The organism is Ruegeria sp. B10 (genome assembly GCF_056539825.1).
Genome location: NZ_JBQFVP010000015.1, coordinates 55,993 through 81,749 on the forward strand (window position 1 = coordinate 55,993; position 25,757 = coordinate 81,749).

Here is a 25,757-nt window from a genome sequence, read left to right on the forward strand (position 1 = left end):
CTTCATTGAACCCGCCCTTGGCAGTGCCTACGAGATTGACGCGTGCCCGAGGTCGGTAAAGAGGGACTTTGTCGCCGTTGACAAATATAATTCGAATGTCCGCTTGCAATTAACTTCCGTAGTTGTGCCATAGTTCAATTTTATTCGACCGCTATGCGGATGTATTTGACAGAATTTCTTGTTCTGCATATTGAGCGCGCTTTCGATTGCGGTAACCGAAAAGGTGACGCACGGAGCAAACAGCCAAACAGCTTTACATACTACTTGTCAGTACCAAATACGGCGATAGGTTCGGCCAGACCGTCGATCTCAACCGAACCAAAGCTCACTAGCCGATCAATCCCCGATAGAGCATCATTGGTTGCGGCATCCAAAAGCATCGCCGCGCCGAGCGATTTGCATTTGGCCTCTAACCTAGAGGCAAGATTTACAGGATCTCCGTACACCGTGAACGACTGGCGGGTGTCGGACCCAATCGTGCCTGTGACTAGCTCTCCGCTTGCGATGCCAATCCGAATTGAAAGCCCGTGCCTGGCGGCGGTCGCGTGCAAGGCTTCTGCAGTTCTTATCGCCGCATCCGCTGGCGTCTCGACTTTGACTGGTGCGCTGAATGTGACAAGAAATCCGTCGCCAAGATAGGAAATCACAATCCCATTTTCGGCTGAAACATCCTCAGTCGCGTTTGTGAGAAAGAGATCCAGACGTTTGATCACTTCATCCGGAGAATGCTTTGAGGAAAATCTTGTGAACTCAGCAATATCCATCACGAGCACCGTACCAAATGATTTCTGAGGTCTCAGCGGAGCATTGTCGTCAATGAGCTTCTTCGCGATTTCTTCCGGCAGGTATTTGCCAAGAAGGTCCGAAACATGTTGTCTTTTTACGCGTTCTCGACCGCGCTCCAGATCAGCTTCAACTTGCGCAAAGAAGACCGCTCGGCTTCTGAATACAGCAATTGCTAAAATGCACGTCGCAAACAGCAGCATCCCGGTTTCTTCGATGCGATTGCCGCGACCGATGAAATCAATGGAAAGAAACACAGCCTCATAGGTTTCGCGGGTGGCCATCGCTGACATATCTGCCCATGACAGTGTCCGCTCCATCGGCAACGTGACCCAAATGAATGCCGCCCACCATCCAACTACGCAAAGGCCTCCAGTCCAGAGCACAAGACGCCAGGAAAGGCTGAGGCACGACAAAACGACTATTGGAAAGAGGTAGTATATTCCATAAGCGCGGAACGCGATGATCTGCGGCACGTCGTCGGCCCTGCTGATGGGGACGAACGCAAAAAGTGAACAAATCGCCAATGAATCCAGTGCGTAAACGGCATACTTGATCCAGGCCCTGTCATAGCTGGTACCAATCAACACGAGATGGGCGACGCCAATTGCAGTGAACGCGAACAATGCGAAGGTTGTAACTTGGCGCGCACTGAACTCAGGAAACAACAGTGTTGAACCCAAATACCAGAAAAATGCTGCAGCGGCAATGAAGGTGCGACAGGCAATCGCCAGGCGTAGTCCGCGCTGCTCGGCCTTTGTGAGTCTTCTTTCGGCCTCCATTGCGAATTTTTGCGCGTCGATTTCGGTCAAATCTGGCTCCGCCGAATGGGAATTGAGTCAAACACTGCCGTCGTAGGTCGCAGGGGCTTCTGCTTCTAGTTTGCACAATATCAAAGTGTATCGTGACTGACATTCATACCTTCCTGACCAACAAGCAAAAAAAAACGCGAATGAAGCGCACACCTTTTTGACCCAAGCTTCTCTGAGGACCAAAATAGCCTAGCAATAAAGGCCTGACTGGAGACCGCGTCGACAAAGGAAAAACTCTGTCTGGTTGTAGCTGGGCAAGCCTAGGCACGACAGCGAAGCAGCTCTTACGCGGATAAAAGCATTCAGTTTTGCAGGTATTCCCAAGCTTGGGATATGACAACTGACCCTTCGCCCACCGCAGAGGCAACGCGCTTGACCGACCCTGCTCGCACATCGCCCACGGCAAATATCCCGGGACAAGACGTTGCGAAAGATGATCCGGCATTGGCCTCGTTGCCCGTGACCACGAAGCCGCGTGCGTCCAGCTGGCAGCTCTGCGACAGCCATTCGGTATTAGGTGCAGCCCCAACCATTACAAATGCAGCGCTGCAGTCGAGTGGCCAGTCTGATCCGTCACGTTCAATTATGACCTTGGACATGGATTTGTCCCCAAGGAGTGTCTTTAGCTGGGACTTGTAGTGGATGGTGACCGCCGGATCCGCCTCTAACCTTGACAGCAGGTAATCGGACATCGATGCAGCCAAGCTGTCTCCCCGCACCAGTACATGGACATGTTTTGCGGATCGCGACAGGTACATCGCCGCCTGCCCTGCGGAGTTTCCGCCCCCAACGACGACGACTTCTGCGCCCTTGCAATAGCGCGCTTCCATTTCTGTCGCGGCATAGTAGATGCCTAAACCCTCAAAATCCTTCAGTCTATCCAACGGCAAGCGCCGGTACTGGACCCCCGTGGCGACTACGACCGAACGTGCCCTTAGCTTTTGCCCATCATCCAGCGTTACACAAAACACGCCATCAGATTGACGTTGCAATTGCGTAGCCCGTTTTGGTCGAACAAATCGGGTGCCAAACTTCATGGCTTGGACTTCTCCTCGCCATACAAGGTCTGCACCCGATATGCCTGTCGGAAAGCCCATGTAGTTCTCGATCCGGCTGGATGTCCCAGCCTGCCCCCCAACTGCGAGGTCCTCTACAACAATCGCAGACAGCCCTTCCGCTCCAGCGTAGACCGCAGCCGCGACCCCGGCCGGACCCCCTCCAACAATCAATACATCTATGACCTCTCGACAATCGTAAGTCTGTTCGAGCCCAAGCAATCGGGCGACCTTGGCTGGGGTCGGGTTGTCAACCACCAGGCTGTCGCCAAAGATAACCGCCGGCTGATGGCCTGTCAGGTGACAGGCCTGCGCGACCTCACATGCAGTCTCAGAACCCAGATCCATCGTTTGGAATGGGATTTTGTTTCGGATCGCAAACTCTTCGATTTGACGGATGTTGCGATCCAGATCAGCGCCAATCAGTTTCAGAGAGCTGTCGTTGTCTTCGATTTGACGTCGGCGACGTGCGGAAAAGACAGTGATGACGATGTCTGACATCTCTGGAATGCGAGACATTGCATCCAGCATCTTTTCGCGCGGCACAGAGATAACACGCGTGTTCTCTCTGGCACGCATCGGCAGCGAGTAGACCCCGCCGCTGAGAAACGCGATCTCCCCCAGAAACTGCGTTGGCCCAAGGGACGTCGGTAGATAAGCCTCTCGCGTTTGTGGATCAATTACCTCAACCCGACCGCTGACAATGTAGATAAACTGGTCCATTGGATCGCCAACCTCAGCGATCATTTGGCCTGCCTCAAAACTCACTTCAGTGCCTAACGCTTTCAAGGTTTCGACATGGCTCTGGTGCAAAGGCGTTCGCGTCATTTCGCGAAGATTGGCAGCGAGGCTCTCCATGTGCAGTTCTCCTGACGTTCAGCGCTATAAAAAGACCTAGCGGCTATTTCGAGGTTTTCACCTATTCACTTGGCACTAGGGCCGCCGCAATAGACCTACCGACGTTTTGCATGCTGCTTCCTGCGCAGCGAGCCTCGCGAAGGCATCTATCACTGCACCATTGGCTTACGTTGTGGCTTGTCGCATCGGGAAAACCTTGCGCATGGCCACATAGAAAACAGGTGTGAAAAACAGCCCAAGCAGAGTTACGCCCGACATGCCAAAGAATACTGCCGTACCAAGAGCCTGTCGCATCTCTGAACCGGGGCCGACTGCAATCATCAAGGGCACAACGCCGAGTATAAACGCGAATGCGGTCATCAGTATTGGCCGCAAGCGCAATTGGCTGGCTTCGACAGCGGCATCAATAGCCGACAACCCACGTTCTTCCTGCGCTTGTTTGGCGAACTCCACGATCAGAATGGCATTCTTTGCGGCAAGCCCCACAAGAACAATCAATCCAACCTGCGTCAGAATATTGTTGTCCATACCTCGAAACATCACCCCCAGCATCGCGCCTAAGACGGCGAGAGGAACGATCAAAATAATGACCATCGGAAGTGTCCAGCTTTCGTAGAGCGCCGCGAGAAACAGAAAGGCAAACAGCACTGAAAATGCAAAGATGTATGCTGCCGTGTTGCCCTGATTTCGTTCCTGCAAAGCAAGCTCGGTCCATTCAAAATCCAACCCCGGCGGCATGACTGCTTCTGCGAGTGCTTCCATCTCCAGCAATGCCTGCCCCGTTGACACACCGGGTGCTGGCGACCCCTGAACCGGCACAGACACCTGTTGATTGTAGCGCTGAACCAAGGCAGGCCCCGCGGTTTCGCGGAGGGTAACCAAGGTGCCCAACGGAACCAAAGCTCCTGTTGCGGAACGAACTCGCAGACTTCGAATATCACTCTGGTTCAGACGGAACGGCTCGTCCGCCTGCGCGCGCACCTGAAAAAGACGCCCGAAAGCATTAAAGTCGTTCACATAGGCAGACCCGAGGTTGATCGAGAGTGCTTCGAATATTTCACCAATCGGGACGTTGAGCATTTGTGCCCGAACGCGATTGATCTCAAGGTACAGCTGCGGTGACCCGGACGAAAAAGTTGTGAACACGCCCTGAACCTTGTCCGACTGGCTTGCGCTGCCCATGACTGCATAGGCAGATTGCAACACGCGTGACATGTCTGCACTTTCAAGTTCCTGAAGCTGAAGCTTGAAACCGCCACCAGTGCCGACCCCGCGGACCGCCGGAGGTGCAATGGCGATGATAAAGGCTTCGCGCAGGGCCTGCATCCGGCCAAAAAGCTGGCCCACAATAGCACCTGCAGTCAGCCCGTTTTCCTGACGGCTTTCGAAGCTCTCGAAGGTGGTGAAAATAACACCTTGATTGCTTGCATTGGTAAACGTCGCCCCCGAGAAACCCGCAAATGCCACAGCATTTGTGACCCCGGGTGTTTCCAATGCTATCTCAGTCGCTTGCCTGATGATATCGTCGGTCCGGTCCAGTGCTGCACCATCTGGCAGTTGCACCACGACGATGGCGTACCCTTGGTCCATTTCCGGGATGAACCCGGTCGGTACTTTTGTCGTGATCCAGTATGTTCCGCCCATCAATCCGGCAAAAACCAGAAGGACGATGCTGCGCATCCCGGTTGAACCAGACAATGCGCGCACGGTCCGACCATAAGCGGACGCCATTGCGTCAAACCCCCTGTTGAACCCGTTGCTAAGTGGGTCTGTGACAAAGGCCAGCGGATTTCGTGTTGGTGCACTAGAGTTTGGCTTCAAGATCACGGCGGCCATCGCTGGCGAAAGGCTAAGTGAATTGATGGTCGAAATAACTGTTGCGACGGAAATCGTAACAGCAAATTGCCTGTAGAATTGGCCGGTAATGCCGGGAACCAAAGCGGCTGGCACAAAGACAGCAATCAGAACCAGTGTCGTTCCGATGATTGCATTTTGGACTTCGTCCATGGTGCGGGCAGACGCATCCTTCGGAGACATGCCGTTTTTGATGTTTCGTTCAACGTTTTCGACCACAACGATGGCATCATCCACGACGATCCCGATCGCCAGAATAAGCCCGAACAGCGTCAGCAAATTCAGAGAGTATCCAAGCGCCAGCATCATTGCAAATGTCCCGATAAGCGATACGGGAATGGCAATCAACGGTATGATGGCCGTTCGCCAGCTCTGAAGAAAAACAACGATCACAACAACAACCAGCAATACGGCTTCGAACAAAGTTCGATAGACCGCGTTCACCGAGGCTTCAATGAACTCTGTGGGGTTGTAGACCACCTGATACTCAAGCCCGGATGGGAAATCCTGTGACAGCTCCTCGACAACGGCCAAAATCTCATCTGCCGATGCCAATGCGTTCGAACCCGGTCGCTGAAAAATGCCAAGGGCCACAGCTGGTTTGTTGTTCAGGTACGAGTTTGTCACGTAGGAGCGTGCTCCAATTTCAACTCGCGCCACATCCCTAACTCGTACGACGCGCCCGTCGTCAGTCGATTTGACGATAACGCGACCGAATTGGCGTGGATCTTCCAATCGACCTTGCGTTGTGAGCGTCACCTGAAAGGCGCTGTCGGTCGCATTGGGCGGCGATCCCAAGGAACCGCCCGAAACCTGAACGTTTTGTTCGCGCAGCGCCGCGACGACATCTCCGGACGTCAATCCTAGCGAGCCAAGCCGGTCCGGGTCCAACCACACGCGCGCCGAAAACTCTCGTTCACCGAAAATAATCAGATCGCCGACACCATCAAGACGCACAAGGCGATCTCTGACACGCGAACGGGCGTAGTTGGATACATAAAGTTGGTCAAAAGTCTCATCGGGTGAGAGCATATGGATGACCATCATGAGGTCGGGTGAAGACTTGTTGGTCGTGACGCCGAGCGCTCTTACCTCTTGTGGAAGGCGGGGTTCAGCGATGGAAACGCGGTTTTGGACAAGAACCTGAGCAGCGTCGAGATTGGTGCCCAGTTCAAACGTAATCGTCAGCGACATAGACCCGTCAGCCGTCGAATATGACGACATGTAGAGCATGCCCTCAACACCGTTGACCTCCTGCTCCAACGGGGTTGCGACTGTGGCGGCAATTGTTTCAGCGTCTGCTCCGGGGTAACTCGCCCTGACCACAATCGATGGAGGCGCGATTTCCGGGTACTGCTCAACGGGCAGTTCGAAATACGCGAGCAACCCAACGATGGTTGTCACAACCGCGACAACGATCGCAAAGATGGGGCGGGTGACAAAAAAACGCCCCATATCAGTTTTCTGCGACCAACGGCAGCTCGATCAATTCCGCAGCAACGACGGTTCCCGGACGGGCGCGAACAAGACCTTCGATGACCAGCGTTTCCGACCCATCCAAACCTTCACGCACGACCCTATAGCCGTCTATTCTGGGGCCCGGTCGGATTTCCTTTGGTATGACATTGCCTTGAGCATCCACTGTCATGACAAGTCTTCGGTTCTGATCGGAAGCAATCGCCTCATCCGGGATCAGAATGCCCTCATATGGAAGCGACCCTGGAACATTCACGCGTCCGAACAAACCAGGTGTCAAAAGCTCATCCGGATTGCGCAGAACTGCGCGTACGCGCATCGTGCCGGTTTCATCATCAATGCGGTTCTCCGAGAAATCCAGTATTCCGTTCTGAGGCGGTATGCTTCGGTCGGCCACTGTTACCTGAACTTGGAGATTGTCTGCCCCTTCTTGCAGAACGGATCCCCGGGCACGCGCATCTCGCGCGTATGCCAGAAAATAGCGTTCATCTATGTCGAAATAGAAATAAATCGGGTCGGTCGAGACGATCGATGTCAAAAGGGTGTCTTGGGCTATGATCAGGTTTCCAGGATCAACCCGGGCCTGATCGATACGCCCTGACATTGGCGCTCGGATTTCCGAGTACTCCAGATCAAGCTCGGCCAATTCCAGTGCAGCGCGCGCTTGTTCCAAAACACCTTGCGCCGCAAGAAAAGCTTCGCGACGTTGATCCACCACGCTCTCCGCGATGTTTCCATTTCTGATCAAAGCCTCAGCACGTTCAAGCTGATCAGTCGTGAAGGCACTCGTTGCTTCAGCAATGCTGATCTGTGCCCGGGCTTGTCTCAATGCAGTGCGAAACTGACGCTGGTCGATCGTAAAGAGCAAATCGCCCTGTTCGACGAGAGTTCCGTCCTTGAAATGCACCTGGTCCAGAAAACCGGAAACCCGCGCTCGGACGTCCACGTCAGCCGCGGCGCCGAAGCGACCGACAAACTCGTCGTCTTCAACTATGGACTTAACAACCGGTTTTGCCACCGTCACGGGTGGAGGACCCTGCTGAGCCACAAGAGCGCCCGAGAGGGCGATCAAAAAAACAGTGGCGATAGGAAAAATCCTGCTGATCATGCTCATGCCCCCGCGATTAACGATGACTGAAGGTGAAATCTGCCATCAAACACTATAGAGTGTTCTAGCACAAAGGATCCAGTTGATTTGATGCTAGCGATCATTCTGCTCCATTTCCGGACCACATTCAGCGAACTGCGATCAATTTTTTAGCTTTGAGCGAGCTAGAAGTTTGGCCCAAAGCGGACGCACACACCCGAGCCTCGATGCTGCGGTTGCTGCCCGTTTTCCGGAAACTCGCTGCAAATGCAGCCTCTATCGCTGATCTATCCTCCAAGGCCACGCAGCTGCCGTTCGCTGCTATCGCCTGTTGGAACTGGATAAACGCAGGCCGCCCAAACAGCACATTCGATACTGAGACTCGCAATTCCCAAGCTGCGCAACAATGCGAACGTTTGAATTCTGCGCTCAGTGAGGCACAGTCTATGCTTTCGAGGCTCATTCGGACACGACCGCCCAACCCAATGCGTTGGTCCCGCAACAGCTGACTGCCGAAACTTGTGCCGCCAGAGAAGGCGTGCAGGACTGAGATACGGGCGAAGTACAACATGAGCATCCGGTCAGCATGCCTTTTTGTGCAATGCCCGATACGTAAGCTAGCGCGTATAGCGGCTTCGTTGGAGGATTAGTGGTATCCTTTGGCGGCGACAATGACGCGCGGGCGAGATTGGAAAGTGATTTGGAAAGAGCGGATCGACACCCTGACATTTCCCTTGGAAAACTGGCTGCGCGAGGAGGGGCGTGGTGACTATTGGCGTCACGGCTCGGTAGTCCACACGGCAGATGCCCTTTCGGTTCCGATCCTGTCAGTCGGAGGGTGGAGTGATCGCTACTCCAATTCTGTCATGTCTTTGGTTGATGTCCGCCCCGATCTGGTCTGGGGGGTCGTTGGTCCATGGGGGCATCATTATCCCGACCACGGGAGCCCGGGGCCTGCCATCGGCTTTCAAAAGCTGGCGCTGGAGTGGTGGGATCATTGGTTGAAATCGGATCAGCCCGACACGCCGGAATGGCCGCGCTTGAGGGTCTGGATGCGCGAATTCGATACACCGGGCGATAGTTTGGCCCAAAGATCCGGGGCATGGGTGCAAAGCGGGCCAGCCTCGCAGGAAAGCGAGACGCAGGACTGGGACTTGTCCACGCTTAAATCCAGCGACGGCCCTTTACCATGGAGGGTTCCCGCAGACCCGACCGTCGGGCAAACCGCCGGGGACACGGGGTATTTTGGCCGCCCCGGCGGGCTGCCACTTGATCAAACTGCAGACGATGATCGTTCATTGGTGTTCGAAACGGCGCCTTTGGCCCAAGACGTCATTATTTATGGTTCGGTTACACTGACTCTGCGCGGCGAGACCGGCGGCAATCCGGGGCAGATCATCGCCAGACTTAGCGATGTGGCCTCGGATGGGGTCGCTGCGCGTGTAAGCTATGGGGTTCGAAACCTCGCACTTGATGAGAATTTGGATCGTACCCCGTCAGCGGTGAAAACTGGCGATTTCAATGCGGACATCCGGCTTCATTCGACCGCCTATCGCGTGCGCAAGGGACACAGCCTGCGACTGGCTTTGTCGTCATCTTTCTGGCCTCTCATTCACGCGAAATCATCGGCCTTGGATATACAGATATACCATGCATCGCTGCGTTTGCCTGTTTTACTCCAAGAGCCCGAAGACTTGTCCGCACCACTGCCCCCGGCACAAGAGCTGCCCGTGCAGAAGCGGCATTCCACCTATGCGCCTGACCCTTTGTCTCGCTGGACACAGACCACCGGAGACAGGATTGAGATGGGATGGCATCAGCCGCTTTTGAAAACAACCTTCGCCCAAACAGAAACCGCTTTCAGCTATGAAACAAGCATGACGCACAGTCTGGATGCTTCAGATGGCGTTGAGAAACAGACAAACGTACTTCACAGGATGGTTTTCGAACGGCCTGATGGAACTGCCGAGGTTTTGGTCGCATTGACTGCCAGAACCACAGGCGACCGCACCACGGCGGATGCTGAGTTGAATGCGACATGGAACAATCAGCCCTTCGCAACGCGGCAATGGCGTATTTAGTTACAATTCTCTGTTCAATTCATTCTCGGGTTGAGCACTTTCGTTTTGTTGGATCTGAATGCACGTGGGTCCAGTCGAACTCTTATCGTATCGGTTGCCACTAGCACTGTGACTTCGACTTACGAGGAATTGCTGGGCTCACAAACGCCGCCTCGGCCGAGATGGAAGCAGCTATCGAGAGGATTAAACCGTTCGGTTTTGCTAATTTGTCTATAGTCCGGCCTTTGCCAGACAAAGAACGGTTGTTCGAACTAAGAGCGAGTGCGAAAAGCAGACATTGGTCAATTGGCAGGTTTGTCAGCAAATCTGAAACAGCAAGGTCCGGCTTTGAAAGTCTGCTCAGGGGCTGCGCCCTGCCTAATGCATGTCCAGTATGCCTTTAACTTAACGTGGTAGATCTGGGCCCACTACCGACGTTTAACAAGACTTATCTCGATTGGTCGAACGAACCGCCACCGGTTTTCCTGATCCATAAGGTCGCAGCATTTGCATTCGTCAGGTTTGGGTTGCATTGCTGACTTTCAAGGCTGCTTGCTTAACTCGAAGGATGGGACCGGCAGCCGCTGCGGTTCAACCAGTGGATCACGAACGCGTGATCACTGTTGCGATAGCGATATTGAGAAATAACCTACCTATCAGTAGGTAAGTAGAGCCAATTTGCACAAGTACAGTGACGATAGAAGGAGACCAAACCATGCGCGTGAATGCCGACTTTAATGAACGTGTTCTTGTACGTTTTAGTGAGAACGATTGGGTCGCATCCCCGATGCCTGGAGTTGAGCGGAAGATGCTTGACCGAATTGGAGAGGAAGTAGCTCGTGCCACCACCATCGTACGTTTCGCGCCTGGCAGCGCCTTCTCTGCCCACACGCATGACGGTGGCGAAGAATACCTGGTGCTCGACGGTACATTTCAGGACGAGGACGGTGATTTTCCAACTGGTTCCTACGTGCGGAACCCACCGACCTCGTCTCATACACCTGCCGCACAGGACGGCGCGACAATTCTGGTAAAGCTCCACCAATTCGACGCTAGCGACCGCAATCAGGTCCAGATCGACAGCGGCAAGGCAAGCTGGATTGAAGCAGCAGATGGTGTTTCCAGGTTGCCCCTTTACACAGATGTACGTGAAACTGTAGCGATGGAACACTGGGATGCAGGTACAGTGCGCTCTCTACATGCCTCAGGCGGGCTTGAGGTCTTTGTGATTGATGGGAGCCTGAACGAGGGCGGCGATACCCTGTCCCGCTGGGATTGGTTACGCCTACCCGTCGGGGCGAGTTTCGAGGCGACCGCTGGAGCTGACGGGGCGCGAATCTGGATCAAGACCGGCCACCTTAGTCACGTCGCAGAGAGCGCGACATGAAGCCAAGCGCAGAAATTGTCATCGTCGGCGCAGGGTTGTCCGGCCTCGCTTTGGCGCATGCGCTGAAGCTTGAAGGGCGCGACGTGCTTTTGCTGGAGGCGCGCGACCGCGTAGGCGGTCGCGTTCTCTCACAGAGCGGCTATGACCTCGGCCCTGCTTGGATTTGGCCGCACAATTATCGCATGCTGGCCCTCGTAGACACACTTGGGCTGCGAACATTTCCACAATACAGCGATGGACGATTGGCGTTCGAGGATGCACAGGGAAATGTGCGTCGTGACTTCGATTTCGCCCCCATGGGTGACGCGCTTCGCGTTTCAGGCGGACTCGCTCAGATAACCAACGCCCTCGCCCAAAAGCTTGATGATACGCTGCGCCTTGGTCACGAAGTTCGGCGTGTGATCGAAGAAGACGAATTCGTGACCTTGAGCGGAAACGGGTTTTCATTGCGCGCCGACTTCGTTGTTTTGGCGTTGCCCCCGCGCCTCGCTGCACAGATGGGTGTGGTCGTTCCGGATGTTCCAACATGGATGGCCGGGCACGCCAAACTCGTTGCTCTTTACGACACCCCATTCTGGCGCGACGCGGGCCTGAATGGTGACGCAATCTCTCATCAAGGTCCGCTGGCTGAAATCCATGACGCGTCACCCATGGACGGCACCAAGGGTGCTCTGTTCGGTTTTGCAATGCCCGGCAGGGCCCGACAATCCGGGTTCGAAGCGCAAGCGGTGGCGCAACTGGTTCGCCTGTTTGGCCCCAAAGCAGCCGAGCCGCGCGGTGTAGTCGTCAAAGATTGGAGCGCCGACATGGCTACCGCCACCTCTGCCGACCTAAAGCCGCTTAACGCCCATCCTATGTATAGTACACTCACTCCTACTCAGAGGGTGATTTTTGCAGGAACTGAAACCGCACCGTCGCACGGGGGTTTCCTCGAAGGAGCTCTTGAAGCCATGGATGCAGCGCGGCATGAATTGTCGAGGGTGATGGTATGACATCAGAAGAGAAAATCCTTGCCGCCGCCGAGGCGCGGGTCCGCACTGGCGGCTACAACGGCTTTTCGTTCCGAGACATTGCGCGCGACGCAGGGCTGACTAGCGCAGGCGTACATCATTACTTCCCGACCAAGACCGATCTGGTCGCTCGACTGGCCAGAAATTACACGTCCCGTTTCCTAGACGCTTTGGATGAATGCCCGTCTCATACGCGTGTCGCGCGCCTACGCGAGCTTTTCGCGGAAAGCTTGCGCCAGGACGGAAAAATGTGCCTTTGTGGACTGCTCGCAGCTGAAAGCGGAGGCCTGCCTGAACCGGTCGTGGAGGCGGCAAAAATGTTCTTTGCAGCATTGGTCGATCGGCTTGTCAGCGCATTTCCGGACAGCGCCGATCCGCTTTCTGACGCACTAACTATGCTCGCAACGCTGGAAGGTGCAGCGCTACTTGCGACTGTGCAGGGTGACCCTGACATCTTCGAGAAAGCAACGTCCGCTTCGGGCTCAATGCAGTCGTTCACTGCGTGTTAAATGAATGACTGCTTATTATTTGTTTGGATATCAATCTCGGATTCTGGAGTCTCAAAAATTCAATGTTCTAAATAGTTGATTTTGTTGGAACCGTAGTCTCACCAAGAATGCGATTCGACTGCGCGCTGCCCTGAATAGCAAACTGCACTAAACGCCCATTGGCAGTTCAACAAAGAAAACCTAGTGTTCAGAGTAGTTAGAGGACTCTGAGACTAAGAGAATGCCACGGAAGTCAAAGCTTGCGCTACGCTAAGGCCCGTGCGCAAGCAAATGTGCTCAACAAAGCGGTCTAAATTGTTCCCTTACCTCAGTAGTGAGGTAAGTTTTTGGTCGATAATGCGCTCTTTAGTCGGAAAGCTAGAGTCCTCTGGTTAGAATGCAAAACACTGATCGTGCGAATTTGCTTTAATTCAGATAAGTTCCCTGCATATCCAATGGTGTGCATTGACCGCTGGTGAGGAGCTCTTGTGAATCTTGAAACATACTTTCCTTATCAGCTTGCATCGACCGCCGAGGCGTTTTCTCGCCAGCTTGTTCAGGTCTATGGTCGAACCTACGGCCTCTCGCGAGAGGAATGGCGTCTGTTGTTTCTATTGGCCAGCGCGGGTCAGTCGAACTCGCTCCAACTGGCGCAGCGCACCACGTTGGACAAAGTTCAGGTAAGCCGTGCTGCGACCAGGTTAGAGAAAAAGGGCCTAATTGGCCGCGCCGTCGCGGACAGTGACCGGAGGCTGCGCCAATACTCCTGTACCGAGGCTGGAAAGTCCCTATTCAACGAAGTTTTTCCAGCCGTGCAGAACTGTGCTGACTCGATTTTGGAACGCATGAGCGATGAGGACATAGACAAGCTTAAGGATGGACTTCGCGCCCTTGAAAAGGCTGTGGCTGACTATGGGCAGAGTCGCGAGAACGAAAACAGTTAATGAGGGCTGTTGTCCGGATGGGCGTTCTGAAAGGCCGGGATCTGATCCAAGCTGTCCTTGATCCGAGAAATCTTGGGCAGGTCAGCCAATTCAACACCCCATCTTTGCGCGTTGTAAAGCTGAGGCATCAGGCAAACGTCGGCAAGCGTTACACGGTCACCGTAGGAAAACGGACCGCCCTGCGCCATCTCCTCGTAAGCCGCCAGACCTTCGCCGATAAAATGCTGCATCCAGCCTTCATTCGAAATTTGTTTCCCTGAGTGTTCTACGGCCCATTTCACCACTCGAAGGTTGCAAACCGGATGGATATCCATTGCCACAGCATAAGACAACGCACGCACCTCGGCGCGGCCCACAGGGTCCGAGGGCAAAAGGCCAAGGCCTCTGGTTTCGTCAATATACTCGATCTGCGCTAGCGACTGGGTGAACCTATTGCCGTCTATCTCCAACACCGGCACCAGACCCTGAGGGTTTCTGGACAGATGCGCGTCGGACTGCTGCTCAGCTTCCAGCAGGTTCACGATGACGGTTTGCCAGCTTTCCCCGGCAAGGCCTAGCGCAATCCGCACACGATAGCTGGCTGAAGAGCGCCAATAGTCATAAAGTTTAATCATTCATTCTTCCGACAGCAGATCGAGTGCGGCATTCAGCGCTTCCTGAGACTCACCAAGTTTGGTTTCCAGGCTGGATTGAAACGACAGTGCAATAGGGACCAATTGGCTGAGAAGATCCGCGCCTTTTTCCGTAAGGTCGAGTTTAACAAGTCGTCTGTCGGCAGGGTCTTCAACCTTGGTGATCAGTCCGCGGGATTCAAGCCGTGCGGCCGCACGGCTGACCTTTGACTTCTCTAGACTGACTCGTTTCTCAATGTCCCGAACCGACGGGTTTTCGGCATATCCGACATTCACAAGAACGCGCCATTCCGGGTTCGAAACGCCAAACTCATGTTTGTACTGCTGCGCCATTTCTGCGCTCAGTCGCGCGGCCAGCACCGTAAGCCGGTATGGCAAGAACCCTTCCAAATCGAACTCAGGCAAGTTTTTGGTGCTCATGCAGGGATTTCCTTTCGGCGTTATTGAATTCAGATTTTCATTGCATCTGCAACAAAAATATTGACAACGTTGCAAATGCAACAAATATTTACTGTGAACCCAAAATCTTCTCGAATCGAGTGATAAGGAGATCCAGATGAATGCACTCGTTAAACATAGCGGATTGACCGTTGCAGAAGATGGGAACGCCATTTCAAAGGGTTACATGCCCGGTTGGGCCAATGATTTTGAGACCGAGGCTTTGCCTGGCGCGCTGCCGCAGGGCATGAACAGCCCGCAGCGCTGCAACTACGGCCTCTATGGCGAACAACTCAGCGGCACGGCCTTCACCGCCAATCCGCCCGAGCGGACGTGGTGCTACCGCATTCGTCCGTCGGTCAAGCACTCGCATCGCTATGAGAAAATTGACCTGCCCTACTGGAAGTCCGCGCCCTGTATCGACCCGGATGTGATCAGCCTGGGCCAGTATCGCTGGGACCCGGTTCCGCATTCTGACGCCCCTTTAACGTGGCTGACCGGGATGCGCACCATGACGACGGCGGGGGACGTGAACACGCAGGTCGGCATGGCCAGCCATGTCTATCTGGTCACCGACTCGATGGTGGATGACTATTTCTTCTCAGCCGACTCCGAGCTGCTGGTGGTTCCGCAAGACGGTCGTCTGCGTTTTGTGACCGAGCTGGGGATCATTGATCTGGAACCGCAGGAAATCGCGATCCTGCCACGCGGCTTGCTCTACCGTGTTGAAGTGCTGGAAGGTCCGGCACGCGGATTTGTCTGTGAGAACTACGGGCAGAAATTCGAACTGCCAGGGCGTGGACCAATCGGCGCCAATTGCATGGCCAATCCGCGCGATTTCAAAGCACCCGTCGCTGCATTCGAGGACCGAGAGGTGCCCTCGACCGTGACGATCAAATGGTGCGGGCAGTTCCACGTCACTCAGATCGGTCATAGCCCGCTGGACGTAGTGGCCTGGCACGGCAACTATGCGCCTTACAAATACGACCTGCGCACCTATTGCCCGGTCGGCGCAATCTTGTTCGACCACCCGGATCCGTCAATCTTCACCGTCCTGACGGCCCCTTCGGGCCAGCCTGGCACAGCCAATATCGACTTCGTCCTGTTCCGCGAGCGTTGGATGGTGGCCGAGGACACGTTCCGCCCGCCGTGGTATCACAAGAACATCATGTCCGAGCTGATGGGCAATATCTACGGCCAGTATGATGCCAAACCGCAGGGCTTTGTCCCCGGCGGCATGAGCCTGCACAACATGATGATCCCGCACGGCCCGGACCGGGAAGCGTTCGAAAAGGCCTCAAACGCCAATCTGGGGCCGGACAAGCTGGACCACACCATGTCCTTCATGTTCGAAACCCGCTTCCCACAGCATCTGACGGCCTTCGCCGCGACCGAGGCGCCGCTGCAGGACGACTATATTGACTGCTGGGCAGACATCGAAAAGAAATTTGACGGCACGCCCGGCAAAAAATGAAACAACAAATCCGCTCGTGACAAAAGTCTGGATATAGAATGCCTTTGATGAACTCCTGGGTGACATCGGCCAATGATGAAGCCCATCCTTTTCCCTTGAACAACCTGCCTTATGGGGTTTTTTCGACCGAAGGCGGCGAACCCCGTTGTGGCGTGGCCATCGGCGATATGATCCTCGACGTCTCCGCTGCCGAGGCCGAAGGCCTGATTGCCCTGAGCGACGAACCCCTTTTCGATCTGCCTTTCTGGAATCCATTGATGGAAGAGGGCCCGGCAGTGTGGGCTGCATTGCGGGACCGGCTGATAAGCCTCTTGGCCGAAGGCGTCGAAGAACGAGATAAAATCGAACCGCTTCTCGTCGCGCAAGACGATGCCAAGATGCATATGCCCTTCGCTGTAAGCGAATACACAGATTTCTACGCGGGCCGACACCATGCTTTCAATGTTGGCACCATGTTCCGCGGGCCGGAAAACGCGCTGCCCCCGAACTGGCTTCACATCCCAATCGGTTACAACGGTCGTGCCTCTTCAGTGGTTGTTTCGGGCACGGACATTCGTCGCCCCTGGGGTCAACTGAAAGGTCCAAACGACACCCTGCCCCGGTTTGCCCCGTCGCAACGGTTCGATATTGAGCTTGAGATGGGCGCAATTGTTGGAACCCCTTCCGATGGTCCGATCTCGGTGCAAGAGGCGGATAACAACATTTTTGGCTACGTACTGCTGAACGACTGGTCTGCCCGCGACATTCAGGCTTGGGAATACCAACCGCTGGGGCCGTTCCAGGCCAAGGCCACGGCAACCTCGATCAGTCCCTGGATCGTGACCAAAGCTGCGCTTGAGCCTTTCCGATGCAACACCCCAGCGCGAGAGTTCGAATTGCTGGACCACCTGAAGGATTGTGGCCCGATGCTATACGACATCGACCTGTTGGTCACGTTGGCTCCCAAGGGCAAGGCGGCTACAATCATTGCCCGAACCAATTACAATGAGATGTATTATTCTGCAGCTCAGCAATTGGCCCATCACACCACGTCCGGGTGCCCGATGAATACCGGCGATCTTCTGGGCTCGGGCACAATTTCCGGCCCGGAAAAGCACAATCGCGGCTCCCTTTTGGAACTCAGCTGGGGGGCCAAAGAGCCATTTACTCTCGACACCGGTGAGACCCGCAGCTTTGTTGAAGACGGAGACACCCTAACCCTGAGGGGCGCTGCGATAGGCGACGGCTATCGGATCGGTTTCGGCGATTGCACGGGGCAAGTCCTCGCAGCACTCGACGATCCCTACAAAAGCAACTGACAAGTGAAATCGCCCGCTCGGGCACCGGAGGACTCCCATGGCTAAAGCATTCGCATCGCAAGGCGACATGACAGAAAAGAAAATCACCTTCGATGAGATCGGCGAGGGCCTGTGGGCCTTTACTGCCGAAGGTGACCCGAATTCGGGCGTCATTATCGGCGACGACAGCGTCATGATTGTCGAGGCGCAGGCCACCCCGCGTCTGGCGAACAAAGTGATCGAGAAGGTGCGTGAAGTCACCGACAAGCCGATCAGCCATGTTGTGCTCACGCACTATCACGCGGTGCGCGTTCTGGGCGCCTCGGCCTTCAACGCGCCGCAAGTGATCATGTCGGATGTGGCGCGCTCAATGGTCGTGGAACGCGGGCAAGAGGACTGGGACAGCGAGTTCCAGCGATTCCCGCGCCTGTTCGAAGGTCATGAAAGCATCCCAGGCCTGACCTGGCCTACCACCACATTCAGCGATAGCATGACAGTCTATCTGGGTAACCGCCGCGTGGATATCAAACAGATCGGCCGCGCGCATACGGCAGGCGATGCGGTGATCCATGTGCCTGATCAGAACGTCATGTTCACCGGCGACATCGTCGAGGACCACTCGGCCTGCTATTGCGGAGATGGTCACTTTGCCGATTGGGGCCGGACGCTGGATAATATCAAAGCTTATGACGTCGACGCCATTGCTCCGGGGCGCGGCGGCGCGCTGATCGGCAAAGAAGCAGTCGAACGGGCCATCGAAAGCACTCGCGACTTTGTCAACTCAACCTACGAGCCCGCCAAGAAGGTCGCGATGAAAGGCGGCAGCCTGAAAGACGCATGGGATGCCGTTCGCGACGCCTGTGACCCTAAATTCAAAGACTACGCGATTTACGAGCACTGCCTGCCGTTCAACGTCAGCCGTGCCTATGACGAAGCTCGGGGGATCGCCCACCCTCGCATCTGGACTGACAAACGCGATCTGGAAATGTGGGAACAGTTGCAAGGCTGAACCCACTCATCTCCTCCGAACTCAACAAGCTAGGTGTTTCGATGCTTCAGGACCGATATTCCCTCGCCTTCAAGCTTTACCCTTATGAGAAATCAAAAGATCAGGACGCATCCGATGCTGTGCGTCACCCGGTTGTCATAGTCGGAGGTGGTCCTATCGGCATGGCCGCCGCGCTGGACCTTGGTCGACAGGGCATTCCGGCGTTGGTGCTGGACGATCACGAAGGGATCGGCATGGGAAGCCGCGCCATCTGCTTTGCCAAGCGAACGCTGGAAATCGCCGACCGTTACGGATGCGGCGCGCCGATGCTCGAAAAAGGGGTGGTCTGGAATGTTGGGAAGGTGTTTCAGGATGATCGAAAGGTCTTTGAGTTTAACCTCTTGCCAGAATCCGGCCATCGTAACCCTGCCTTCATCAACTTGCAGCAGCCCTACTTCGAAAAGTTTATTTTCGAAGCGATATGCGCGGAACAGGAACGCGGCGCGCCGATTGAAATCCGAGGCAAGAACCGGGTCGAAGCTGTAGACGTCAAGGACGACCATGTTGTTCTGTCCGTCACAACTCCGGACGGGCCTTACCAGCTTGAGGCGGATTGGATGATCGCCTGCGATGGCGCAAGTTCGCCAACGCGCGACATGTTGGATCTGGGATTTGAAGGCCGGGTTTTTCAGGACAGCTTTCTGATCGCTGATATCCGGATGAAGAACAACACATTCCCGACAGAGCGCTGGTTCTGGTTCGAGCCCTACTTCAAGTCCGGCGCCTCGACTTTGCTGCACAAACAGCCTGATGACGTGTGGCGCGTGGACTTCCAGATCGGCTGGGATGTCGATCGCAAGGAAGAGTTGAAAGAGGAAAACATCCGCAGGCGGCTGGATGCGATGTTGGGCGATGACGTCGAGTATGAAATGGTGTGGTCGTCCATCTACACCTTCCAGTGCCGACGTATGAACAAATTCCGCCACGGGCGCGTTGTTTTCGCTGGCGACGCGGCGCATCAAGTGTCTCCCTTCGGGGCACGTGGCGCGAATTCCGGCTTTCAGGACGTCGACAACCTTGGTTGGAAGCTTGGCCTCGTTATCTCGGGCAAGGCACCGGAAAGCCTTCTGGACACCTATGATGACGAACGGATCTACGGAGCGGATGAAAATATCCTGAATTCGACCCGTTCAACCGATTTCATCACACCAAAATCGAAGGTTAGCAAGAATTTCCGGGACGCTGTGCTTAGTCTGGCCGAACGTCATACATTTGCGCGACCTCTGGTGAATTCGGGGCGACTGTCAGTGCCCTGTACCTATGATCGCTCGTCCCTGAACGGAGCAGATAACCTCGCAGGAGGTCCTGACACGTCCAGAGTAGGATCTCCATGCAAGGATGCCCCGGTTGGCGACGGATTCCTTCTCGATCAGCTTGGAAACGACTTCGTGGTTTTGGCACTCAACACCGAAGTTCCGAACAGCCTCAATATCGACGGTATCAAGGTCAGAAGCGTGTCCCTTACGGCTTCGGACGCATTGGCGGAGCGTTACCTTGGGTCCGAAAGCCAGGCGGTTTACCTAATTCGCCCCGACCAGCATGTCGCGGCGCGCTGGCGTAATTACGACGAGGCTGCACTGCGTTCAGCAGTCCTTAGAGCCTGCGGAAAGGAATAAGCTGATGCCCCTGATTACCGAACCTAATCTGTATTCCCCGGATGATTTTTACGCAGACCTCATCGCAGTGCATGAAGGGCTGTCGGATGAGGAAAGCGAAGCCCTGAACGCGCGCCTCATTCTCATCCTTTCCAACCACATCGGGGATCGAGAAACACTGAAACAGGCACTGGAGGCCGCGAAGGAAAGTTGACCTCTTGGTTGTCGGCCCGACAACTTTTCGGCTGTGCTGGGACCAAGGAAACCATTTCGCCCCGAAAGACCCCGAACTCGTGCCCGAAATGCGCCGCATCTGTAAGGAGCTATAGGATGATGGTGTTTTGTTACGGATCGACGCCAACAAGATCATCCTTTCCCCGCCCCCAATCATATTCCGATCGAGCAGGCTGATCAGATCCTGGATGGTCTGTATTCGATGCTGCAGAACTAAGAAAAAACAAGAAGACACAAAAAGAACGGGCGGCCTATTGCGGCCGCCCTTTTAATTTCATTTGCCATCAATCACTCGCGGATCGTCAACGCCGGGTTATGCGCGAAGAAATTGAACGGCATGATGTGAACCGTCTTCCACTCGGTCGACATGACCGGCCAGTCTTCCATCCGCGGGATGTGGTGGAACCCTGCGGTGAACCAGGACACAATATCCTGACCCATCAGCGGCTTGTCCTCTTTAACCCATTCCGCCAGCGTGTCAGAACCGTCGCTTTGCATCGCATATTTGCCACCTGCATAGCGCTGCTCTTGGTCATAGACAGTCGTCCACGAGGAGTACTCGATATAGGCGTTACGCTTGAACGGAGGGTCGCTTTCAAAGTCGAACGGACCGTATGCGATCGAGCCGTGGTGGATCATCCAACCCGGAGTGTGGCCCAGATACCCTTCTGATTGCGGGTTCGAGATATGGACGTGACGCGGTTTGGACGCGCTGAAGCGATAGCGCGCGTCCAGCTCACTGTCCGGCATCACATGTTGCCAGGTCCACATCGATTTGCGCGGACTGTCCGCAGGTATTTCGGCCGGGACGATTTCCATCAACCCCATGTGGTTGACCGGCTGGTCGATGTCAAAGTCGATCCGGAAGTTGAAATAGTGGTCATGGTTGGCCGCAACCAGATGCGGTGCAATCAACGTGCCATACTTGGTGTCTTCCGCAGCGGTTTCATCATTCATCGAGGTCGAAACCACGCCTTTGACCGCGTCCAGACCGGTTGCGCCGATCTTGATGAACATCTGACCGTCCTGCTTGAAGCGGTAGTCGATCAGATAGTCATAGTTACCGACCTCTGACGCAGTGCGTACAACCAATTCGGTTTCCGAGCGGCCCTCAGCAGGTACAAAGTTGTCTGGCGTCTGAGCAAAGATCTCAAAGTGGCGCCAAGCAGGGTCACCAATGTTGCGCTCGAAGATGCAGATCGCATCCGGGATTTCCAACGGCATACCTGCGTCATCCGCGATTACGGCAGGCAGGAAAGTTGCATATTCAGGACAATCCACACCCGCACGCAACGGCGTCAGGAACAGTCCAAACCCGTATTCGCCACTGTCCATATAGGTCCGCCAGTACCACCCCTCGGTCGGATCCATATAGGGGACAAACACTTCGGACAGATGCGTCTGATAGATGACCGAACGTCAATTGCCCTGATCGTTGACATCAATGTTCGAGACGACCAGACCCGCACGCTTTTCCGCGCGCAGATTCATACGCCAGATGTCCCATTCCAGGTGGTTGCCATCCAGGGTGTAGTTCGGGCCACCTTCCTGCGTCAGCAGAACCTTGTTGGTTTCCGGTCGCAGTTCGACCCGTTCGGCCACCTCTTCGGCCGTGTAACCCCAGGCGTCTTGCGGCAACGGGATCGCACCGGTATCGATGACCTCAACAACCTCTTGCTTGCCGATGTCGTAGATTGCGAACAATCCTTCGATCGGCTTTGCGTAGAAGTTCGAGCCCGTCGGGTTCTGATAGCAGGGCACCTTCATCAGGCGGGTGCCATCAAATTCGGGGGTAAAGAAGTTACCCGCTGTCAACGGCAGACAGAAGGCGTCTTCATTTGTCAGGCCGCGCGCTTCGAGCCCGGCGATCATATCCGGGTGACCCAGCGCCCCTTCCAATGCACCGATGAATTCCGCAAACAATACCATCGGCTGGCCCGAGCCTTCGATGGCAAAGTTATCTTCAACGGTACCTTGCGTGATGTTCACGATTGCTTCGCTGAATCCTTCGTCGGTGGTGTATTGCACCATCGCCTTGCGATCCAGTGCATCGCCTTGTTTCCAAGCCAGAACTTCGGCTTTCGACGGCTCGTGTAGATCGATCAAAGGGTACAGCGTCTTGTCGGTGACAGTGCCGCTGTCTTTCAGGATCGTGTTGATTTGCTGGAGTTCATCCGGCGTTAACCCGTCCAGGGGATGTGCCAAAGCGCTGCCGGCGAAAACCGCGCCCAGTGCAGTTGTGGCAAGGATACTTCTGATCTTCATCTTTTCCTCTCCTATCTTGTTCTTAGCTGAATACGACTTGGATATCGGTGTATTCGGCCAAACCTTCGTCCGCGAATTCGACACCAACGCCAGATGATTTGACCCCTCCGAACGGGGCGTTGGGTTGAATTGCGCCATGTTTGTTGATCCAGACCGAACCACATTCCATACGGCTGGCAACGGCCTTTGCGGCGTCGATGTCAGACGACCAGACTGAGCCACCCAACCCGTTCGGGCTGTCATTGGCGGCCGCAATCGCGTCTTCCACTTCTGAATACTTGATGATTGGCAGCGCCGGGCCGAACTGTTCTTCATCGACCAGCGGATCGCCGTTTTTCAGGCCTGCAATGATCGTGGGAGGGAAGAACAACCCGTCGCCCGGCGCACCGCCCAGCAAGACCTGGCCACGCTCTTTCGCATCGGCCACCAAGCCGCTGACCTTGTCAAACTGCATCTTGTTCTGGACCGGACCCAGGATCGCGTTGTCGTCCATGCCATCCCCCACCGGGATATTGCGGGCGAAGGCCACCAGCGCGTCGCAAACCTCGTCATGGATGCTTTCGTGGACATAAAGACGTTTCATCGCAGCGCAGGTTTGGCCGTTATTGATAAAACCGCCCCAGAACAAACCTTCGGCAATCGCTTGCGGATCTGCGTCGGGCAGAACGATACCGGCATCATTGCCCCCCAGTTCCAGGGTCAGGCGTTTCATGGTTTCCGCGGCCGAGGCCATGACCTTCTGCCCTGTCGCACAGGACCCGGTGAAGACGATCTTGCGGATATCGGGATGGGCAGACATAGCCCCTCCGATGTTGTCGCCCTTGTCATCGCTTGTGATCACGTTCACGACGCCCGCAGGCAGCACGTCGTTGATGATCTGAACAAGGCGCAGGGTCGACAGTGGGGTCAGAGGCGAGGGTTTGATAACCACCGTATTGCCGGTGCGCAGCGCTGGCATGATATGCCAGATCGCAATCATCACTGGGAAGTTCCAAGGGGTGATCGACCCCACAACGCCCAGCGGCTTGCGGTGTAGTTCAACGCGGCCTTCGTTGTTATCTTGCAACACTTTCATTGGTAGGGACAGCCCGGCAGTATATCCTGCCCAAGCCCCTGCCCCGCCCATTTCCCAGCGCGATCCAAGCCCGTTAAGCGGCTTACCCTGTTCGGCTGTTATAATCTGTGCGAGTTCCTCGGAATGTTCTCCGATCTTCTGCGCTACGGCCTCGCATGCGGCCTGCAGTTCTTTATCCGATTTGGCCGACCAGCTTTCGAAAGCAGCTTTCGCAGCTTTAACGGCAGTATCCAGATCAGCGCGTGTCGCATTGGGCGCACGCCCTGCGACTTCACCGGTTGACGGGTTCAATACGTCAAAGCTGGCGGCAGTCGATACCGATTGCCCCCCGATAGTCAGATCGTATTCGATCACGGCTTGTCCTCCCTAAATCGCGATGCCTGTGCGCGAACGCAGCAAGGCTGGGGAGTACTATTATCCGACCGGTCGGTCGAGTCTTGGGGTTTTGCGCCAAAAATTATGGCTTAGGACGACATACTTTTCCGCACCGCCCCGGGTGAGACACCAAATCGTTCCCGAAAGACTTTGTAGAAATGCGACAGGTCGTTGAAACCGGAATCATACGCAACCGCAGCGATCGTGTCGCGCCCTACGTCAGAGTTCACCTCTTTTAGCCGGGCTTTCGCTGTTTCAAGCCGCACGGACATAAGGCGTTTGCTGGCGGTTTCCCCAAGGGTTCCAAAATGACGCTGTAGCGTCCGAGGCGAAACCTGCAATGCTTCGGCCAATGCCTGCGGTCCGAATGCAGGATCCATCGCGTTCTGTTCAATCAGTTGAAGGGCGCGCGAGAGGACCGCGTTTGCTTCTCGCCCGCGTTGATCTTCCTGATGGCTGACACAGCGGAAATACGCACCTAACAAGCTCAGAAAGGCTTCGCCCAAATGTGGGGCGACAGTGGCTTCCTCGGTAAATATCTTGGCCAGCACGGCACGCATGGCGAAAAACAGCGGGTCGTTTCGATCTACCGAAATACCTCCCGTGCAGATCTCACCGAATCTGTGGACCATCTCGTCGCGTGGCAAATGGATCGAAACCTGACGCGAGTTCATCCCGTCATAAACAAACTCCGACCGCTTCGCGCTGTCGACCAGATACATGTCGCCGGGACCCAACAAAACTGATGTATCATTCTGGTGGATACGACAATTTCCCTTGTCTTGGATGAGAAGAAACAAGTGCTCTCCGGGGTCTTGTCGGATCATACGCTCGTCCCGAAAAACCCTTTGTGCGTCCAGTGATACGATTGCCGTCTCAAAGCGTGAGACCGGTAAGGTGGAGATATCCCCGTCAATACGTCCGCGCGTGGCATCACTGGACTCAACAGCAAACTGCCCGCAGATTTTTTCCAGATCCTGAGAAAAGCCCTCTACAGATCGTGAACGCAAATTCGTCCGCACAAGCGGTTTAAAATATGCGCTGTCTAGCTGTGGCTTCATGGGTGTCATATTTGCTGCGATTGGATCAGCGCAAAGAGTACCCCTGATGTTAGTTTTCAGCAAAACGTTTTGTAATGTATAGAACTGGTGGATTTGGCGTGTACTCGTCGGGCTGTATGTAACTCACTCCAAAGTGTTTCGCTTTAGGAATTGACCCAAACTGATGGCGTTGGGACGATCACCACGGGCTGGCCAATTGGTTGCAGCGCGATCTCACTTGTGAACAGCAAGAAACCAAGATTTTCAGCCTGTTTACTCGCGTAATCCAAGAGTTCTTTCATTCCCCATTGAGCGAATTTCTGAATCCCCGGATAATCGATAATCTGAAGTGTTACCGAATGGCCCATTGCGATCAGTCGTCAGGCCACGTCCGACAAACCCCAGCCCTACATTGCTATTTTTCTTGTTTTCCCAAAAACTTGGGCCTCGCCTCAGACTAGAGGACAGGCCCAAACTCGCCCCAATCAAG

General features: G+C 55.0%; 21 protein-coding genes. 10 read left to right on the forward strand and 11 right to left on the reverse strand.

The window, feature by feature from the left end; translation table 11 throughout:
• Positions 1-260: 260 nt before the first annotated feature.
• The 4 genes from ACR0J4_RS19270 to ACR0J4_RS19285 form a co-directional block, all read right to left on the reverse strand.
• Positions 261-1,595: an adenylate/guanylate cyclase domain-containing protein gene (locus ACR0J4_RS19270; protein WP_170643985.1), complete on the reverse strand. Its 1,335-nt coding sequence runs from the start codon at positions 1,593-1,595 to the stop codon at positions 261-263.
• 302 nt (positions 1,596-1,897) lie between these two features.
• On the reverse strand, positions 1,898-3,508 hold the full coding sequence (locus tag ACR0J4_RS19275) for an FAD-dependent oxidoreductase (protein ID WP_170643987.1): 1,611 nt from the start codon (positions 3,506-3,508) through the stop codon (positions 1,898-1,900).
• A gap of 165 nt (positions 3,509-3,673) precedes the next feature.
• Complete coding sequence (locus ACR0J4_RS19280; protein ID WP_170643989.1) at positions 3,674-6,817, reverse strand: efflux RND transporter permease subunit; 3,144 nt, start codon at positions 6,815-6,817, stop codon at positions 3,674-3,676.
• Position 6,818: 1 nt separating this feature from the next.
• Complete coding sequence (locus ACR0J4_RS19285) at positions 6,819-7,952, reverse strand: efflux RND transporter periplasmic adaptor subunit (protein ID WP_170643991.1); 1,134 nt, start codon at positions 7,950-7,952, stop codon at positions 6,819-6,821.
• 644 nt (positions 7,953-8,596) lie between these two features.
• Between ACR0J4_RS19285 and ACR0J4_RS19290 the strand changes: the two genes are divergently transcribed.
• From ACR0J4_RS19290 to ACR0J4_RS19310, 5 genes are all read left to right on the forward strand, one after another.
• Entirely contained in the window at positions 8,597-10,006 is a 1,410-nt protein-coding gene (locus tag ACR0J4_RS19290; protein WP_170643993.1) for a CocE/NonD family hydrolase, read from the forward strand.
• Positions 10,007-10,700: 694 nt separating this feature from the next.
• On the forward strand, positions 10,701-11,372 hold the full coding sequence (locus tag ACR0J4_RS19295) for a cupin domain-containing protein (protein ID WP_170644005.1): 672 nt from the start codon (positions 10,701-10,703) through the stop codon (positions 11,370-11,372).
• Positions 11,369-12,364 carry an FAD-dependent oxidoreductase gene (locus tag ACR0J4_RS19300; RefSeq protein WP_170643994.1) on the forward strand — a complete coding sequence of 332 codons (996 nt, stop codon included), beginning with the start codon at positions 11,369-11,371 and terminating at the stop codon, positions 12,362-12,364. Before ACR0J4_RS19295 ends, ACR0J4_RS19300 begins: the two co-directional genes overlap by 4 nt.
• Complete coding sequence (locus ACR0J4_RS19305; RefSeq protein WP_170549719.1) at positions 12,361-12,891, forward strand: TetR/AcrR family transcriptional regulator; 531 nt, start codon at positions 12,361-12,363, stop codon at positions 12,889-12,891. The genes ACR0J4_RS19300 and ACR0J4_RS19305 overlap by 4 nt, the downstream gene beginning before the upstream one ends.
• A gap of 467 nt (positions 12,892-13,358) precedes the next feature.
• Entirely contained in the window at positions 13,359-13,814 is a 456-nt protein-coding gene (locus ACR0J4_RS19310) for a MarR family transcriptional regulator (RefSeq protein ID WP_170642267.1), read from the forward strand.
• Here ACR0J4_RS19310 and maiA read toward each other — a convergent pair.
• Both maiA and ACR0J4_RS19320 read right to left on the reverse strand, forming a co-directional pair.
• On the reverse strand, positions 13,811-14,428 hold the full coding sequence (maiA, locus tag ACR0J4_RS19315) for a maleylacetoacetate isomerase (RefSeq protein WP_170747327.1): 618 nt from the start codon (positions 14,426-14,428) through the stop codon (positions 13,811-13,813). The two genes, ACR0J4_RS19310 and maiA, sit on opposite strands and share 4 nt — an antisense overlap.
• Positions 14,429-14,866, reverse strand: a complete 438-nt coding sequence (locus ACR0J4_RS19320) for a MarR family winged helix-turn-helix transcriptional regulator (RefSeq protein ID WP_170747326.1) — start codon at positions 14,864-14,866, stop codon at positions 14,429-14,431.
• Positions 14,867-15,002: 136 nt separating this feature from the next.
• Between ACR0J4_RS19320 and hmgA the strand changes: the two genes are divergently transcribed.
• Genes hmgA through ACR0J4_RS19345 form a run of 5 tightly spaced genes read left to right on the forward strand, consistent with a single transcriptional unit; the run spans position 15,003 to position 20,492 of the window.
• Complete coding sequence (hmgA, locus tag ACR0J4_RS19325) at positions 15,003-16,358, forward strand: homogentisate 1,2-dioxygenase (protein WP_170747325.1); 1,356 nt, start codon at positions 15,003-15,005, stop codon at positions 16,356-16,358.
• 38 nt (positions 16,359-16,396) lie between these two features.
• Complete coding sequence (gene fahA / locus ACR0J4_RS19330) at positions 16,397-17,656, forward strand: fumarylacetoacetase (RefSeq protein WP_170643803.1); 1,260 nt, start codon at positions 16,397-16,399, stop codon at positions 17,654-17,656.
• A gap of 37 nt (positions 17,657-17,693) precedes the next feature.
• Positions 17,694-18,644, forward strand: a complete 951-nt coding sequence (locus ACR0J4_RS19335; RefSeq protein WP_170549703.1) for an MBL fold metallo-hydrolase — start codon at positions 17,694-17,696, stop codon at positions 18,642-18,644.
• Positions 18,645-18,685: 41 nt separating this feature from the next.
• The gene (locus ACR0J4_RS19340; protein WP_170643805.1) at positions 18,686-20,299 is read left to right on the forward strand and encodes an FAD-dependent oxidoreductase; all 1,614 of its coding nucleotides are present in this window, start codon (positions 18,686-18,688) and stop codon (positions 20,297-20,299) included.
• A gap of 4 nt (positions 20,300-20,303) precedes the next feature.
• Complete coding sequence (locus ACR0J4_RS19345; protein ID WP_170549697.1) at positions 20,304-20,492, forward strand: DUF2783 domain-containing protein; 189 nt, start codon at positions 20,304-20,306, stop codon at positions 20,490-20,492.
• A 308-nt stretch (positions 20,493-20,800) separates the two neighbouring features.
• Here ACR0J4_RS19345 and ACR0J4_RS19350 read toward each other — a convergent pair whose 3' ends face one another.
• The 5 genes from ACR0J4_RS19350 to ACR0J4_RS19370 all read right to left on the reverse strand — a co-directional run bounded on the left by ACR0J4_RS19350 (position 20,801) and on the right by ACR0J4_RS19370 (position 25,635).
• Positions 20,801-21,922 (reverse strand): copper amine oxidase, encoded by a 1,122-nt coding sequence (locus tag ACR0J4_RS19350; protein ID WP_480668791.1) that lies wholly within the window; start codon positions 21,920-21,922, stop codon positions 20,801-20,803.
• 9 nt (positions 21,923-21,931) lie between these two features.
• Complete coding sequence (locus ACR0J4_RS19355) at positions 21,932-22,777, reverse strand: hypothetical protein (protein ID WP_480668785.1); 846 nt, start codon at positions 22,775-22,777, stop codon at positions 21,932-21,934.
• Positions 22,778-22,799: 22 nt separating this feature from the next.
• Positions 22,800-24,206: an aldehyde dehydrogenase family protein gene (locus ACR0J4_RS19360; protein ID WP_480668786.1), complete on the reverse strand. Its 1,407-nt coding sequence runs from the start codon at positions 24,204-24,206 to the stop codon at positions 22,800-22,802.
• Between the two features lie 110 nt (positions 24,207-24,316).
• Complete coding sequence (locus ACR0J4_RS19365) at positions 24,317-25,297, reverse strand: helix-turn-helix domain-containing protein (RefSeq protein WP_480668787.1); 981 nt, start codon at positions 25,295-25,297, stop codon at positions 24,317-24,319.
• Positions 25,298-25,431: 134 nt separating this feature from the next.
• Entirely contained in the window at positions 25,432-25,635 is a 204-nt protein-coding gene (locus ACR0J4_RS19370; protein WP_170643809.1) for a hypothetical protein, read from the reverse strand.
• Between the last annotated feature and the right edge of the window lie 122 nt (positions 25,636-25,757).